This window comes from Mesorhizobium sp. B2-3-14, assembly GCF_006442175.1.
Classification (GTDB): domain Bacteria; phylum Pseudomonadota; class Alphaproteobacteria; order Rhizobiales; family Rhizobiaceae; genus Mesorhizobium; species Mesorhizobium australicum.
Genome location: NZ_VFVP01000012.1, coordinates 161863 through 177178, shown reverse-complemented (window position 1 = coordinate 177178; position 15316 = coordinate 161863). Strand labels below are relative to the sequence as shown.

Below are 15316 nucleotides of genomic sequence, written 5' to 3'. Positions count from 1 at the left end.
CCATTGGCGTTGGTGTAGATCGCCGAGGTGTCGCCGGCGATGTTGTTGATCGTGTTGCCGAGATTGGTGATGTTGCCGCCGATATTGGCGATGTCGGTCGTGTTCTGCGTCACCTGCTGGTTTGTGGCGAAGAGCTGCGAGCCGTTGACGGCATCGGTCGAACCGCCGTTCAACTGTCCGGCGGCGACGTTCTGGATCTGGCGCTCGGCGCCGGCCGAGCCGACCGAGAAGGCGCCCGCCGGCGTGCCGCCGGCGAAGGTGTAGTTGACGCCGCCGATCGTCGTGCCGCCGACATTGGTCGTGGCGCCCGACGTCGAATTCAGGCCGATCGCGACGTCGCCGGCATTGTTGGCCACCGCGTTCGGGCCGACAGCGACGGAATCGGCTCCCAGCGCCTGCGAATCCGCCAGCGTCGAGTTGGCGTGGAAATACTTGATGCCGCCGCCGACATTGATGTTGTTGACGACGGCGCCGATGGCGTCGACCGCCTGGTTGGTGGCGGCGAGCTGCGAGCCGTTGATCGCGTCAGTCGAGAGCGCGCTGATCCGCCCCGCAGCCAGGTTGGTGATGGTGCGTTCCGCGCCCGGCGCGCCGATGCTGACCGTCGAGGTCGGGTTGGTGCCCTGGAAGGCATAGGTCGTGCCGTTGACCACCCCACTGGCGGTGCCGACCGCCACGGCGGTCACCGAGCCCGAGCCCAGCGCCACGTCGCCCGAGCTTGCCGCCGCCGAGGCGCCGTTGCCCAGCGCGACATTGCCGACGAAACCGGCGGCGCCCGCGGTGGAGCCGTTGCCCAGCGCGACGGAGCCTTGCCCGATCGCCTTGTTGTTGTTGCCGATGGCGACGGCGCCATTGGCCATATTGGCTCCGGTCGCGGTCGCCGTGCCGTCGCTGTTGGCGATGTTGTTGGCGCCGCCGGTGAAGGCGCCGGTGCCGCTGGCGAAGCTCGGATCGCCGATGGCGACCGCGCCGTCGCCAAAGGCGGTGTTGTTCGCACCGATCGAGACGGCTTGGCCGCCGGTCGCCACGGCGTTGGTGCCCATGGCAACCGCGTTGGTGGAACTGGCCGCGGCATTGTTGCCGATGGCGATGGCGCTTGTGGCCGACGCCGCGGCGCCGATGCCGAGCGCGGTGCTGGCGACCCCGCTGGCGTTGGAGCTGACGCCGGCAGCGAGGGAATTGTCTCCCGTAGCCTTGGATCCTGTCCCGTACGAGGAGGCGTTTGTGCCACTCGCAACAGCCTGGCGTCCGGTGGCTGTGGAATTGTCGCCGCTGGCGTTGGTACCGGCGCCTACGGCAACCGATAAAATACCACCGGAATTTGCATTGTTGCCGAGCGCAAGGCCCGAGGTCGCGGTGCTGGCAACGATTGCGCCCGAGCCTATCGCAACAGCACCACCGGCTGCAAGCGCCTGCGCTTGGTTACCCATGGCGACCCCGAAGGCTCCCGATGCAACCGTGCTGGCGCCGACGGCGACCGAGTTAGTTGCCGATGCCGCGGCTGTGACGCCCATCGCTATGGCGGACGTGCCCGTTGCCTTGCTTTGGCGCCCGATCGCAGTGGAGTCAACCTGAGACGCCAGTACGTCCGTGCCAATGGCGATGGCGCTTTCCTGAAGGGCGCCCCCTCCCGCAACAGTTCGGTTGCCAAGATTGACGGCATTGATCGCGGTCGCGGTCGCCTGGAAGCCGATGGCGATGGCGTTCTGATTGCTTGCGACGGCGCTATTACCTTGGGCAAGCGAATCCAGCCCGGACGCTGTTGCCCCAAACCCGAGCGCGGTGGCGCGCAGCCCGGTCGCCCGGGTAACGTAGCCGATCGCCGTCGAGTTCAATCCGTCGGCACGCGCGTTCAGGCCAAAGGCGGCCGCGCCTGCGGCTGCAACCGAGTTGACGCCAATCGAGCTTGCTCCGTCCCCGTTGGCATGGGCGTTCCCGCCCAAAGCGAGGGCGTTGACGCCGGTCGCGCCCGCGAACACGCCTATGCCTATGGAATTGAGGCCATTGACACTCATCGCATAGCCGATGGCGATGGTAGCGTCGCCCGTTGCACTGTTTGAGGTGCCCAACGCCGTGCTGTTATTGCCATTCGCCGTCGCGCCGTTACCGATGGCGACGGCGTTGCCGCCTGTCGCCGACCCGCCACCGGCCTGATATTGCGCCAGGGCCGGCGTTGCAGCCATGCCGATCGCGAAGGCGCCCAGCATCGCGGCCGGCGCCCCGCCGACGCCCAGCGTTCCCAGCCCCAGGCGCTTGCGTCCCATACCCAGCGCGCGATGAGCCATGCGCAGCACCGCCATCAAACGACGACGAATTGAGCGGGAACGGGGATCGGTGCCGGCGATCCAGTTGCCGGCGAAATGCGCCGCGCGACGCTGCACAACAGGCGAGCCGCTCGAAATCTGATTGTCGGTCATGGTGCCCTCTCCGCTGGCCGGCATGGAATCGTCTGACAATTCCAGTCCACGGCAGGAAGACATGATTCCTGCTTGCCGTATTTCACGAAATTGCTGTCTTGTGAGAAAAGACCCGAGCATATAGGCGGAGGTTAACAGCTCGTTACCTTAGCAACTGCTTTAAAACCAAGTAATCAAGCAACGGTGTGAGCGACGCTTCATCTAATCTTGGCGTTAAGCTTTCCTACCCGCGCCTGCAATGGGGTCACTTGCCGGTATTTCTTCATCACGGTGGTAAAATGGCTCTGGCTTGAAAATCCGCTGGAATGGGCGATGTCGGCGATCGTCATGCGGCTGTCGGCAAGCAGCCTTTCGGCGAGGTCCAGCCGCAGGTCGAGAACATATTGATGCGGCGGCACGCCGAACGTCCTGGCAAACGCCCGCACGAAATGAGAAGGCGACAACCCGCACACCGCAGCCATCTCGGCAAGCGCCAGCTTGCGGGTGAAGTTCTCGTGCAGGAAGTCTTGCACCTTGCGTGCGGCGCGGGGAGAAAGCCCGCCTTTTGCAGTGAGCGCCGGCTGCCGCGCCGAATTGATTCGAGAAACTGACCCGGGGAAACCATCATCGCCCGGCATTCTTCGGCCTCCTGATAAGTTCCAGATAAAGTTCAACCCGAGGCCTCCCTGGCCGTTCCCGCGAAAAACAATTCGTGATTGCTCGACGCGGGCCGGCGTCGTCGTGAGGCCCGTTCATGTGAGCGATCCGTCCGGACGGCGAACGATGCGCAGGCTGCATGGGCGCAAGCACGATCCCTGCGGAGTACTCCTTGGCCAGGAATGTCTGCGAGCCGGGCCCGCGAACGGAATAAATCACGCTTCCTTGCGCTGTGGCCCTGCGCGGACCTGCACTTTCAGGAATGATGTCCAGGACGTATCGAGCTGCTCGCTTCCGATCGATGCCTCGGGAAATGCCGCTTTCCCGTGCCTCGTCCGCATTTTTCATTCGCACTGCCTCAGCCGTCCGACGACGCCTCACATCCCCTTCCCGGCCCCGAAGACAGCGTAACGCAGCCATCTTCGCTTGGGAAGAACTCCCACGTGCAAAGAAAAATCTTTGTTCGAGAAAAGAACAAAGAATGGCGGTGAATGGGAGTTGCCGAGCGTTTCATTTTCGCTCGGCGCGAGGTCTTCGCCATCCAGGAGTTCGCCAATCGGTGCTGACACGCCCGGTCGCGCGATTCTGTGTTCTCGTCAACCGCTGACGGCAGGTGCCTGGCGCAGCCTGCGCTGATTGATGGCTTGCCCGCGAGGTCGAGCATGGGAGCCGCCGTTCGGAGCCGGTGATTGGCAGTCCGCTGCTACAGATCACCGCGCCGGTTCTCGTACAGATCCCAGGCGAGTTCCACGAAAGCCAGAAGAACATCGTCCCGCTTCCAGCCGGCCGCCACCGCGGCCTGCACGATCTCATTGACGAGAGGCAGCAACTGGTCCTGGCAATCGGCCGGCGCATCGCCGTCGCCCACTGGTGGCCCCTCGAAGTTGAACGTCATCATTCGGCGCCCCCCTCGCCATCAACCGAAGTGTTACATCGCTAATTTCATTCCCTCTGATATACAATGGATGCGGTACCAAAGTACAGGAAGCCTCGATGACCAAAGCAGCGCGGGACGACGCCGGATCGCACCGGCTCTATGCTTTCCCACGCGGTGAGGCTGGGCTCTCTCGGGTGGAATTTATCGCAGGTTGATCGAGCCAACTGCTCAATCCTCAAACGAACGTTCCCACCAGCTGGAGAGCCACGCTTGGCGGCCGAGGCTCTCGCGACCAGCGGCGGCCTGCCGTGCTCGCGACGGCGAGGCCGTCAAGGCCGCGGTCCGCGCCGATATCGACGCCGCTTTCAGCGTCCTGGTTGGCCTGCTCAAATAACCGTGCGCCGCCGTTCTCGCACATGCAGAGACGTGGATACGGCCGGCTGCATTGCCTTATGCGGGCGCTCGCTGGATAGTCCCGGCAATGTTCGAGACCCTGGCGATTCACTGGCCCCAAATACTGGCGATCATCTCGGTGGTGATGGCGACCATCGGCATTGCCCATGCTGTCATGACCAAGGAGGACGTCCGCGCCGCCACCGGCTGGGTCGGCATCATGGTGCTGTCGCCGATCCTCGGCGTGCTGATCTATGCCGTGGCCGGCATCAATCGCATCCGCCGCGCCACGATCAGCGCCCAGCGCCCGCTCGCCGATGGCCTGGTGTCGGCCAAGCATGAACGCGACGTCGCCCTCGAAGAGGCGTTGATCATCGAGCGCTATGGACAGCGGTTCACTGGCCTCAGGACGCTGGGCGACAGGGTGGCGCGGCGAACGCTCAACCCGGGAAATGCAATCGAGGTGCTGGAAAGCGGCGACGAGGCCTACCCGGCCATGTGCGCGGCGATCGACGGGGCCGAGCGCAGCGTCCTGCTCGAGACCTATATTTTCGACAACGACGCCGTCGGCCTGCTTTTCGTCGAAGCGCTGGCCGGCGCCGTCCAGCGCGGCGTCACCGTCCGTGTGCTGATCGATGCCGTCGGCGCCCGCTACTCCGTGCCCAGCATCCTGGGGCATCTGCGCCGCGCCAACATCCCGGCGGATGTCTTCAACGGCAACATCGTCATGGGCCTGCGCCTGCCCTATGCCAACCTGCGGACCCACCGCAAGATCCTGGTGGTCGACGGCACGGTTGCCTTTACCGGCGGCATGAACATCCGCAAGGGTTTTTCGGCGGAGTTCGCCGGGTCGAAAAGCGCCAGGGATACGCATTTCCAGGTCACCGGCCCCGTTGTCGCCGATCTCTTCTCCGTCGCCGCCGAGGACTGGCGCTTTGCCACCAAGGAGGCGCTGAAGGGCGATGCTTGGCGGATCACACCGATTTCGCCATCCGCCGGCCAACCGATGCTGGTGCGTGCGGTCGCATCCGGACCGGATGCAAGCAACGAAACCAACCACAAACTGCTGATCGGCGCCTTCTCGGTCGCGCGCAAGTCGATACGGCTGATGTCGCCCTATTTCCTGCCGGACCGGGAATTGATCAGTGCCTTGATCACCGCGGCCAGGCGCGGCGTCGAGATTGATGTCGTGGTGCCGGCGGTGAACAACCTCTTCCTTGTCGATCGCGCCATGACCGCGCAATTCGACCAGATCCTGAAGAATTATTGCCGCATATGGCGCACGGAAGGGCCCTTCGACCATTCCAAGCTGCTTTCGATCGACGGCGCGTGGGCCTATGTCGGGTCCTCCAACCTCGATGCCCGCTCGCTGCGGCTCAACTTCGAGATCGACCTTGAGGTCCTCGACGCGGGTTTTGCCACCGAGATCGAGACCCGGATCGGATCGGCGATCGAAACGGCCGTCCCAGTTACGCTGGCCTCCTTGCGGGCGCGTCCGTTCATCATCCGGCTGTTCGATCGCATGCTCTGGCTGGGATCGCCCTATCTCTAGGAGAAACTATCTCTGGGAAAAACCTGTCTTTAAGAAAACGACGTGTTTACCGGATAGGGTATCGCCAACCATGGAACATCGGCTGAAAGACTCTATTTCTAGGTGCATGGTGAGAACAGCAAGGACGATCGGCGCGCGATGCGAATGAACGGGCGCAGCCTACCGGCCAATATGCTCCTGTCCATTCGCGACCGGCGGATGCGCAAGGCCAACGCCTTCTCGGCGAAGAAGGACGGCGTCACCGGGACGCTGGTCGCCTCCTACAACGTCCACAAATGCATCGGCGTCGACCGCAAGTTCGATCCCGACCGCACCAGCCGCGTCATCCGGGAGATCGCCCCCGACGTCATCGCCCTGCAGGAGGCCGACAATCGTTTCGGCGACCGTGACGGGCTTCTCGACCTGCACCGTCTAGAACTCGAAACCGGCCTCGTGCCGGTGCCCATTTCAGCAACGGGCAAAGGCCATGGCTGGCACGGCAATGTCCTGCTGTTCAAAAGGGGCGTCGTTCGCGACGTGCATCAGATCAGGCTCCCGGGTCTCGAACCGCGCGGCGCGGTGGTCGCGGAAATCGATCTCGACGGAAATCAGTCCTTGCGCATCATCGCGGCTCATCTGGGCCTGCTGCGCCGCTCCCGCTCGCAGCAGGCCCAGGTCGTGCTGGATATCATGAACAGTCCCGACGAGAAGCCGACGCTCCTGCTCGGCGACCTGAACGAATGGCGGCTCGGAAACCGCTCCGCGCTGAACACGCTGCACGCGAGCTTCGGCCCGCAGCCTCCTGCCGTCCCCACCTTCCCGTCCAATCTGCCGCTGTTGGCGCTCGACCGGATCATGGCCAACCGGCACGGCATGATCGGGACCATCGAAGCGCATGACACACCGTTGTCGCGCGTGGCCTCCGACCACCTGCCGCTGACCGCCTTCGTCCACTTGTAATATGTGGCCGATAACGGCTTGATATCGCCAGCGTCGCAAAGCGTGTGGATTTTGAGCGGAACACCCGGTTGTTCCGCGAGTTTATGTGTGTTGAACATGCAGGAGGACGGAATGAAAAAGTTGATTTTGGCTACGGTGCTGGCGTTTGCCGCGACAGCTGCGGCGATTGCGCCCACGCAGGCTGCCAGCGTGACTATCCAGTCCGACGACGGCAACCAGTATTCCTCGGACGAAGATTCGGGAATCGTCGTGCGCCGTCATCATGAGCGCCGCTACGACAACGAGTATGATGGCGACCAGAGCGTTCAGTATGACAATGACGGCTACCGCTGGCGTCACCGCCATCACCGCTGCCACATCGAGACGGTCGTGCATTGGCGCCACCACCACAGGGTGGTCGAAGACGTTCGCGTCTGCGGCTGATCAACGTCTCCTGCCAAGCAGATACTTTTCGCCACCAGGCATTCTGGGCATAGCCACCGACCTTCCAAGGTCGGCGGCTATGCTGCATTGCACAAATTTGCGGCCTTGCTCATAATGCGGGCATGGTCCGAACTTCCCTCGCCGTCCTGGTGATCGACGAAAACCGCATCCGCGCTTCGATAATCGAAGCCGGATTGCGCGAGGCGGGTCATCAGCGGGTCACCGTCATCCATGACGTCTCGGGCATTGCGCGCCGCATTGCCGAGATCGAACCCGACGTCATCGTCATCGACCTTGGAAATCCCAACCGCGACATGCTGGAAAACATGTTCCAGCTGTCGCGGGCCGTAAAGCGCCCGATCGCCATGTTCGTCGACCGCTCGGATCAGGCCTCGATCGAGGCTGCGGTCGATGCCGGCGTTTCGGCCTATGTCGTCGACGGGTTGAGGCAGGAGCGCGTCAAGCCGATCCTCGACATGGCGGTGAGCCGCTTCAACGCTTTCTCGCGCATGGCACGTGAACTGGAAGAGGCGCGCAGCGAACTCGAGAGCCGCAAGGTGATCGACCGCGCCAAGGGCATCTTGATGAAGTCGCGGGGCCTGACCGAAGAGGCCGCCTACACGCTGCTGCGCAAGACCGCGATGAACCAGAACCGCAAGATCGGCGACATCGCCCAAAGCCTGGTGACTGCCGCCGGGCTTCTCGGACCGGCGGAGGACGAATGAGCATGGGCGCCGAGCACCAGATCACCGCCGGCTTCATGCCGCTTTTCGATAGCGCCGTGCTGGTCGCGGCCGGCGAACTGGGCTTTGCCGCGCGCGAAGGCATCGATCTCACCCTGCACCGCGAGACCTCCTGGGCCAACATCCGCGACCGCATCGCCATCGGCCATTTCGACCTCGCGCACATGCTCGGACCGATGCCGCTCGCCTGCAATCTGGGCCTCACTCCGCTCGCCTCCGAGACCATCGTGCCCTTTTCGCTGGGGCTCGGCGGCAACTGCGTCACCATCTCCAGCGCCGTCTGGGCCGGCATGGCGGCGCACGGTGCGGCACCCGATCTCGATCCGGCCCGTGCCGGCGCGGCACTTGGCGCCTTCATCCGCGAGCGGGCCGACGCCGGCCGCGACCCGCTGCGTTTCGCCGTCGTGCATCCGCATTCCGGGCACAATTACGAACTGCGTTACTGGCTTGCCGCCTGCGGCGTCGATCCATCGCGCGAGATCGAGATCGTCATCGTGCCGCCGCCCTTCATGGCCGACGCGCTGGCCGCCGGCCGCATCGACGGCTATTGCGTCGGCGAGCCCTGGAACAGCGCCGCGGTGGCGGCCGGCACCGGCCATATCGTCACCGTCAAGGCACGGATATGGCGCAACAGCCCGGAGAAGGTGATTGGCGTGCGCAAGGCCTGGGCCGAGCAGGTCCCCGAGGCGTTGGCGGCCCTCTTGCGCGCATTGCATCACTCGGCGCGCTGGTGCCAGGATCCGGCGAACCGTGACGAGTTGGCCGCGGTGATGGCGCAACGTGGCTTCCTTGGCCTGCCGCCGGCCGTCCAGATGCCGATCCTGACCGGCCATCTCCGGCTGGGCGGCGGGGCGGAGCTGGACATCGACGACTTCTTCGTGCCGTTCGACAAGGCCGCCAACTTTCCCTGGAAAAGCCATTCGCTGTGGTTCTACACGCAGATGGTCCGCTGGGGCCACGTCGCGCACACGCCCGACAATCTCGCCATCGCCCGCGACTGCTACCGCCCAGATCTCTACCGCTCGGCACTGAAGCCACTCGGGGTGGCGCTGCCCGGCGCCAATGCCAAGGTCGAAGGCGCGCTCAAGGCCGCGACCGCGGTAGGCGCGACGGGAGCCGGCCTCATGCTCGGACCGGACGGTTTCTTCGATGGCCAGATCTTCGATCCAGACGAGATCGACGCCTATATCGAGAGGCAAAAATCAGCCATCGGGGAAATCCGATCATTTTAGCGCCATGCTTGTGCATTGCACAAAAATTATGCGTTCGAAAGGTGAGCTGACCAATGTTTGACCTCAGTCGCGACGGATCGGGTCGCCGCATAAAGCTCCCATCATATTGATTCCATTTGAATTTTTCGGCCAGAGGTAAACTGGCACGGTTCCTGCTTTGAAATAAACGAGCCTTCACGGGCAATGGAACAGGCGTCCAATGGCGGGCGCCATAGGCAAAGCTGCCGCTCAGGTCACTGCGCAATCCCCCCAGGGATGCGCGAAGCCTGGCCGGCGGCTTTTTTGTTTTTGGCCGAACACGCAATCGACGGCGCTTCAACCGCGCTCAACCGGAGACGACGATGACGAAACGGATCGGAACTGGCACGTCCCTCAAGGATTTCACCCGCCGCGATTTTCTGGCCAGCAGCGCGCTGACGGCAGGACTGTTCCTCGCCGCAAAGACATTGTTTCCCGCCGGCGCTCATGCCGAAGGGAAAGGTCCCGAAGTAACCGGCGCCAAGCTCGGCTTCATTGCGCTGACCGATGCCGCGCCCCTGATCATCGCCAAGGAGAAGGGCCTGTTCGCGAAATTCGGCATGCCTGATGTCGAGGTGCTCAAGCAGGCCTCCTGGGGCGCGACGCGGGACAATTTGGTGCTCGGCGGCGAAGCCAATGGCATCGACGGCGCCCACATCCTGACGCCGATGCCTTACCTCATGCACACCGGCAAGGTGACGCAGAACAACCAGCCGCTGCCGATGGCGATCGTCGCCCGCCTCAACTACGACTGCCAGGGCATTTCGGTCGCACAGGAATATGCCGCGACCGGCGTCGGCCTCGATGCCGCCAAGCTGAAGGACGCCTTCGCCGCCAAGAAGGCCGAGGGCAAGGAGGTCAAGGCCGCCATGACCTTCCCGGGCGGCACCCATGATCTGTGGCTGCGCTACTGGCTGGCGGCCGGCGGCATCAACCCGGACAAGGACGTCTCGACCATCGTCGTGCCACCGCCGCAGATGGTGGCCAACATGAAGGTCGGCAATATGGACGTGTTCTGCGTCGGCGAGCCGTGGAACGAACAGCTTGTCCATCAGGGCGTCGGCTTCACCGCCGCCACGACCGGCGAACTCTGGAAGGGCCATCCGGAAAAGGCGCTCGGCCTGCGCGCCGCCTTCATAGAAAAATATCCCAACGCCACCAAGGCGATGGTCATGGCGGTGATGGCGGCACAGCAATGGTGCGACGCCAAGGAAAACAAGGACGAGATGGCCGCCATCATCGGCAAGCGGCAATGGATGAATGTGCCCGTCGCCGACATTATCGGCCGCCTCAAGGGCGACATCAACTACGGCAATGGCCGGGTCGCCAGCGCCACCGACCTCTACATGAAATTCTGGAAGGGCGGCGTCTCCTACCCGTTCAAGAGCCACGACAGCTGGTTCCTCGCCGAAAACATCCGCTGGGGCAAGTTCGCGCCGACCACCGACATCAAGGCGCTGGTCGACCAGGTCAACCGCGAGGATATCTGGCGCGAGGCGGCCAAGGAACTCGGTGTCGCCGCGAGCGACATCCCGGCCTCGTCCTCGCGCGGCGTCGAGACCTTCTTCGACGGCAAGACTTTCGATCCGGCCAACCCCTCGGCCTATCTCGACAGCCTGACCATCAAGGCATCGGCTTAGTCAGGCCGTTTGTACCCAACGCAAACGGCGCCAGCGCCGTTTGGCGCTCAGTACCGCACCAGCACACCACGGAGTATCCCCAGGACATGTCCATCCAAGCCGTCGAGGACACCAAGGTGAAAGCATTCCCGGCCAAGTCAGCCGAGGTGGTCGCCTTCACCGCCAAAGCGCGGCGCCGTGTCGATCCGGTGGCGGTTGCCACCAGGGTGGCCAGCGTTCTCGTCCCGCCCGCCATCGTCATCGCCCTTCTGCTTGTCGTCTGGCAGGTCGCCTGCTCGTCACCGACGGCAAGCCTGCCGCCGCCGAGCCAGGTGTGGAACGAGGCCTATGACCTGATCGCGCATCCGTTCTTCGACAACGGCCCGCAGGATATCGGTCTTGCCTGGCGGGTGCTGATCTCGCTGCAGCGCGTCGCCATCGGCTTCGGCATGGCGGCGGTCGTCGGTGTGGCGCTCGGCGCGCTGGTCGGCCAGTCGATCTGGGCGATGCGCGGCCTCGATCCAGTGTTCCAGATCCTGCGCACCGTGCCGCCGCTCGCCTGGCTGCCGCTGTCGCTCGCCGCCTTCCGCGACTCCAACCCGTCGGCTCTGTTCGTGATCTTCATCACTTCGATCTGGCCGGTCATCATCAACACCGCCGTCGGCGTGCGCAACATCCCGCAGGACTATCGCAATGTCGCCCGCATCCTGCGGCTGAACCAGCTCGAATTCTTCATCAAGATCATGGTGCCGGCCGCTGCGCCTTACATCTTCACCGGCCTGCGCATCGGCATCGGCCTGTCCTGGCTCGCCATCGTCGCGGCCGAAATGCTGACCGGCGGCGTCGGCATCGGCTTCTTCATCTGGGACGCGTGGAATTCGTCACGGCTGCCCGACATCATCGTCGCGCTCGCCTATATCGGCGTCACCGGCTTCTGCCTCGACCGCCTGGTCGCGGCGGTCGGCGCCTTTGTCACCCGCGGCACGACGGCAAAGTGAGGAGAGCGCCATGACCGCCTATCTCAAGCTCGACCATATCGACAAATCCTTCGCTCGTGGCAGCCAGGTAAGCGATGTGCTGAGGGACATCCGGCTGACCATCGACAAGGGCGAATTCGTCTCCATCATCGGCCATTCCGGTTGCGGCAAGTCGACCTTGCTCAACCTGATCGCCGGCTTGACCAAGGTTTCCGCCGGCGCGGTGTTGCTGGAGGACAAGGAGGTCGACAGCCCCGGCCCCGAGCGCGCCGTTGTGTTCCAGAACCACTCGCTGCTGCCGTGGCTGACCGTCTACGAGAACATCAATCTGGCGGTGTCGAAAGTCTTCGGCCGCTCGAAGAGCAAGGCCGAGCGGCATGACTGGATCATGCGCAATCTCGACCTCGTGCAGATGGCGCATGCGAGCGACAGGCGGCCGGCCGAAATCTCCGGCGGCATGAAACAGCGCGTCGGCATTGCTCGCGCGCTCGCCATGGAACCCAAGATCCTGCTGCTCGACGAGCCGTTTGGCGCGCTCGACGCCTTGACCCGCGCCCATCTGCAGGACGCTGTGATGGACATCCATTCCAGGCTGGGTTCGACGACGATCATGATCACCCATGACGTCGACGAGGCGGTGCTGCTGTCCGACCGCATCGTCATGATGACCAACGGCCCGGCGGCGACCGTCGGCGAGGTGCTGCCCGTGCCGCTGGCGCGGCCGCGCCGACGCATCGAACTTGCCTCCGACCGGACCTTCCTGCGTTGCCGCGAGGCGGTGCTGAAGTTCCTCTACGAACGCCACCGCTTCGTCGAAGCCGCGGAGTAACGCCATGACCGAAAAACTCGTCATCATCGGCAACGGCATGGCGCCCGGGCGCATGCTGGAGCATCTGCTGGAACAGGCGCCGGGCCGCTACGCCGTCACCATCTTCAACGCCGAGCCCAGGGTCAATTACGACCGCATCATGCTGTCGCCGGTGCTCTCCGGCGAGAAGGCCTATGAGGAAATCATCATCCATGGCGACGGCTGGTACATCGCCAATGACATCACCCTCTACAAGGGCCACAAGATCATGGCCATCGACCGGCAAGCGAAGACCGTCACCTCCGACCACGGCGTCACCGAGCCTTACGACAAGCTTGTCATCGCCACCGGCTCGGTGCCGTTCATCATCCCGGTGCCCGGCCACAATCTGCCGGGCGTGCTGACCTATCGCGATCTCGACGACGTTCAGGCGATGATGCTCGCCGCTCAGTCGCGCGCCAAGGCCGTCGTCATCGGCGGCGGCCTGCTCGGATTGGAGGCGGCGGCCGGCCTCAACGCGCAAGGCATGGATGTCACCGTGCTGCACGTCATGCCGACATTGATGGAGCGCCAGCTCGATCCGGCCGCAGGCTACCTCCTGCAACGGGCGGTGGAGGAGCGCGGCATCAAGGTCATCACCAAGGCCAACACTCAGGCCATCACGGGCAACGGCAAGGTCGAGCAGGTGGAACTCGCCGACGGCACGGTCATTCCGGCGACGCTGGTGGTCATGGCGGTGGGCATCCGGCCGAATGCGGCACTGGCCAAGGAGGCCGGCATTGCCGTCAATCGCGGCATCGTCGTCGACGCCGGCATGCGCAGCAACGACCCCGACATTTACGCGCTCGGCGAATGCGCCGAGGTGAACGGCCAGGTCTACGGGCTGGTGGCGCCGCTCTACGAAATGGCCCGCGTCACGGCCCAGCAGCTTGCCGGCGATGAAACCGCCGCCTTCGTGCATTCAGACACGCCCACCAAGCTCAAGGTCACCGGCATCGAGCTGTTCTCGCTTGGCGATTTCGCCGATGGAGAGGATCGCCAGGAGATCGTGCTGCGCGATGCCGCCGCCGGCGTCTACAAGCGCCTGGTGCTCAGGAATGACCGCATCATCGGCACCGTGCTCTATGGCGAGACTTCAGACGGCGCCTGGTTCAACGACCTGAAGAAGAAGCAGACCGATATCTCGCAGATGCGCGACACCTTGATCTTCGGCCAGTCCTACCAAGGGGGTGCCCCGCTGGACCCTATGGCGGCCGTTGCAGCCTTGCCGGATGATGCGGAAATCTGCGGCTGCAACGGCGTCTGCAAGGGCAAGATCACGGGCGCGATCACGGGCAAGGGCCTGACTTCGCTCGACGACGTGCGCGCCCACACCAAGGCGTCGGCGTCTTGCGGCTCCTGCACCGGGCTGGTCGAAAAGCTGATGGTGCTGACCCTTGGCGACACCTACAACCCGGCCGCCGTGCAGCCCATGTGCTCCTGCACCGTTTTCGGCCATGACGACGTGCGCAGGCTGATCAAGGCCAAGGGACTGAAGACCATTCCGGCGGTCATGCAGGAGCTGGAGTGGAAGACCTCCTGCGGCTGCGCCAAATGCCGGCCGGCCCTTAACTACTACCTCGTCTGCGACTGGCCGGACGAGTATGCCGACGACTACCAGTCGCGCTTCATCAACGAGCGCGTCCACGCCAACATCCAGAAGGACGGCACCTATTCGGTGGTGCCGCGCATGTGGGGCGGCGTCACCAATGCGGCCGAACTGCGCGCCATCGCCGACGTCGTCGACAAATTCGAGATTCCGATGGTCAAGGTCACCGGCGGCCAGCGCATCGACATGCTGGGCATCCGCAAGGAGGACCTGCCGGCGGTGTGGGCCGATCTCGGCCAGGCCGGCTTCGTTTCGGGCCATGCCTATGCCAAGGGCCTGCGCACGGTGAAGACCTGCGTCGGCTCGGACTGGTGCCGCTTCGGCACGCAGGATTCGACAGGTCTCGGCATCCGCATCGAGAAGTTCATGTGGGGCTCGTGGACGCCGGCCAAGGTCAAGATGGCGGTGTCGGGCTGCCCGAGGAATTGCGCCGAGGCGACCTGCAAGGACGTCGGCGTCATCTGCGTCGATAGCGGTTACGAGATCCATTTCGCCGGCGCCGCCGGGCTCGACATCAAGGGCACGGAAGTGCTCGGCCTGGTCAGGACCGAGGACGAGGCGTTGGAGCATATCGTGGCGCTGACACAGATGTATCGCGAGCAGGGCCGCTATCTCGAACGCATCTACAAATGGGCCAAGCGCATCGGCATCGCCGAGATCAAGCGCCAGATCATGGACGATGGCGAGAAGCGCAAGGCCTATTACGACCGCTTCATCTTTTCGCAGAAGTTCGCCCAGGTCGATCCATGGTCCGAGCGCGTGTCCGGCAAGGACAAGCACGAATTCCGGCCGATGGCGTCGGTCGGGTTTGCGCAGGCGGCGGAGTGATGGCGATGTCAGCGCGAGGCACCCCCCTCTGGCCTGCCGGCCATCTCCCCCGCAAGGGGGGAAATCGGATGTCATATCTGCTTTCGCCAATCTCCAGCGCTGAAGAAAATGCGCCTGCGCTCAAGCTGCCAATCTCCCCCCTTGCAGGGGAGATGTCCGGCAGGACAGAGGGGGGTGCCTTGGCACATTCATATCAAGCAAAGGCA

At 64.0% G+C, this 15316-nt stretch carries 11 protein-coding genes and 1 pseudogene; 9 read left to right on the top strand and 3 right to left on the bottom strand.

What is annotated here, in order from left to right; all coding sequences use genetic code 11:
• From FJ950_RS25400 to FJ950_RS25385, 3 genes and pseudogenes are all read right to left on the bottom strand, one after another.
• A pseudogene (locus FJ950_RS25400) lies at positions 1-2417 on the bottom strand (calcium-binding protein); the annotation flags it as partial.
• Between the two features lie 197 nt (positions 2418-2614).
• The gene (locus FJ950_RS25395; protein ID WP_015315964.1) at positions 2615-3034 is read right to left on the bottom strand and encodes an AraC family transcriptional regulator; all 420 of its coding nucleotides are present in this window, start codon (positions 3032-3034) and stop codon (positions 2615-2617) included.
• Positions 3035-3756: 722 nt separating this feature from the next.
• Positions 3757-3951 (bottom strand): hypothetical protein, encoded by a 195-nt coding sequence (locus FJ950_RS25385; RefSeq protein ID WP_015315963.1) that lies wholly within the window; start codon positions 3949-3951, stop codon positions 3757-3759.
• A gap of 460 nt (positions 3952-4411) precedes the next feature.
• On the opposite strand from FJ950_RS25385, the gene FJ950_RS25375 reads away from it, so the two are divergent.
• From FJ950_RS25375 to nirB, 9 genes are all read left to right on the top strand, one after another.
• Positions 4412-5875, top strand: a complete 1464-nt coding sequence (locus FJ950_RS25375; RefSeq protein ID WP_140619518.1) for a phosphatidylserine/phosphatidylglycerophosphate/cardiolipin synthase family protein — start codon at positions 4412-4414, stop codon at positions 5873-5875.
• A gap of 138 nt (positions 5876-6013) precedes the next feature.
• Positions 6014-6814, top strand: a complete 801-nt coding sequence (locus FJ950_RS25370; RefSeq protein WP_140619516.1) for an endonuclease/exonuclease/phosphatase family protein — start codon at positions 6014-6016, stop codon at positions 6812-6814.
• Between the two features lie 111 nt (positions 6815-6925).
• Positions 6926-7237 (top strand): hypothetical protein, encoded by a 312-nt coding sequence (locus FJ950_RS25365; RefSeq protein ID WP_140619515.1) that lies wholly within the window; start codon positions 6926-6928, stop codon positions 7235-7237.
• Positions 7238-7359: 122 nt separating this feature from the next.
• A complete protein-coding gene (locus tag FJ950_RS25360; RefSeq protein WP_140619514.1) occupies positions 7360-7962 on the top strand; it encodes an ANTAR domain-containing response regulator in 603 nt (200 codons plus the stop codon).
• A 2-nt stretch (positions 7963-7964) separates the two neighbouring features.
• Positions 7965-9212 (top strand): CmpA/NrtA family ABC transporter substrate-binding protein, encoded by a 1248-nt coding sequence (locus FJ950_RS25355; protein WP_181171437.1) that lies wholly within the window; start codon positions 7965-7967, stop codon positions 9210-9212.
• 341 nt (positions 9213-9553) lie between these two features.
• Complete coding sequence (locus tag FJ950_RS25350; protein WP_140619511.1) at positions 9554-10870, top strand: CmpA/NrtA family ABC transporter substrate-binding protein; 1317 nt, start codon at positions 9554-9556, stop codon at positions 10868-10870.
• An 86-nt stretch (positions 10871-10956) separates the two neighbouring features.
• Complete coding sequence (ntrB, locus tag FJ950_RS25345; RefSeq protein WP_140619509.1) at positions 10957-11847, top strand: nitrate ABC transporter permease; 891 nt, start codon at positions 10957-10959, stop codon at positions 11845-11847.
• A gap of 10 nt (positions 11848-11857) precedes the next feature.
• The gene (locus FJ950_RS25340) at positions 11858-12655 is read left to right on the top strand and encodes an ABC transporter ATP-binding protein (protein ID WP_140619507.1); all 798 of its coding nucleotides are present in this window, start codon (positions 11858-11860) and stop codon (positions 12653-12655) included.
• Positions 12656-12659: 4 nt separating this feature from the next.
• Entirely contained in the window at positions 12660-15110 is a 2451-nt protein-coding gene (nirB, locus tag FJ950_RS25335) for a nitrite reductase large subunit NirB (RefSeq protein ID WP_140619505.1), read from the top strand.
• Positions 15111-15316 lie beyond the last annotated feature (206 nt).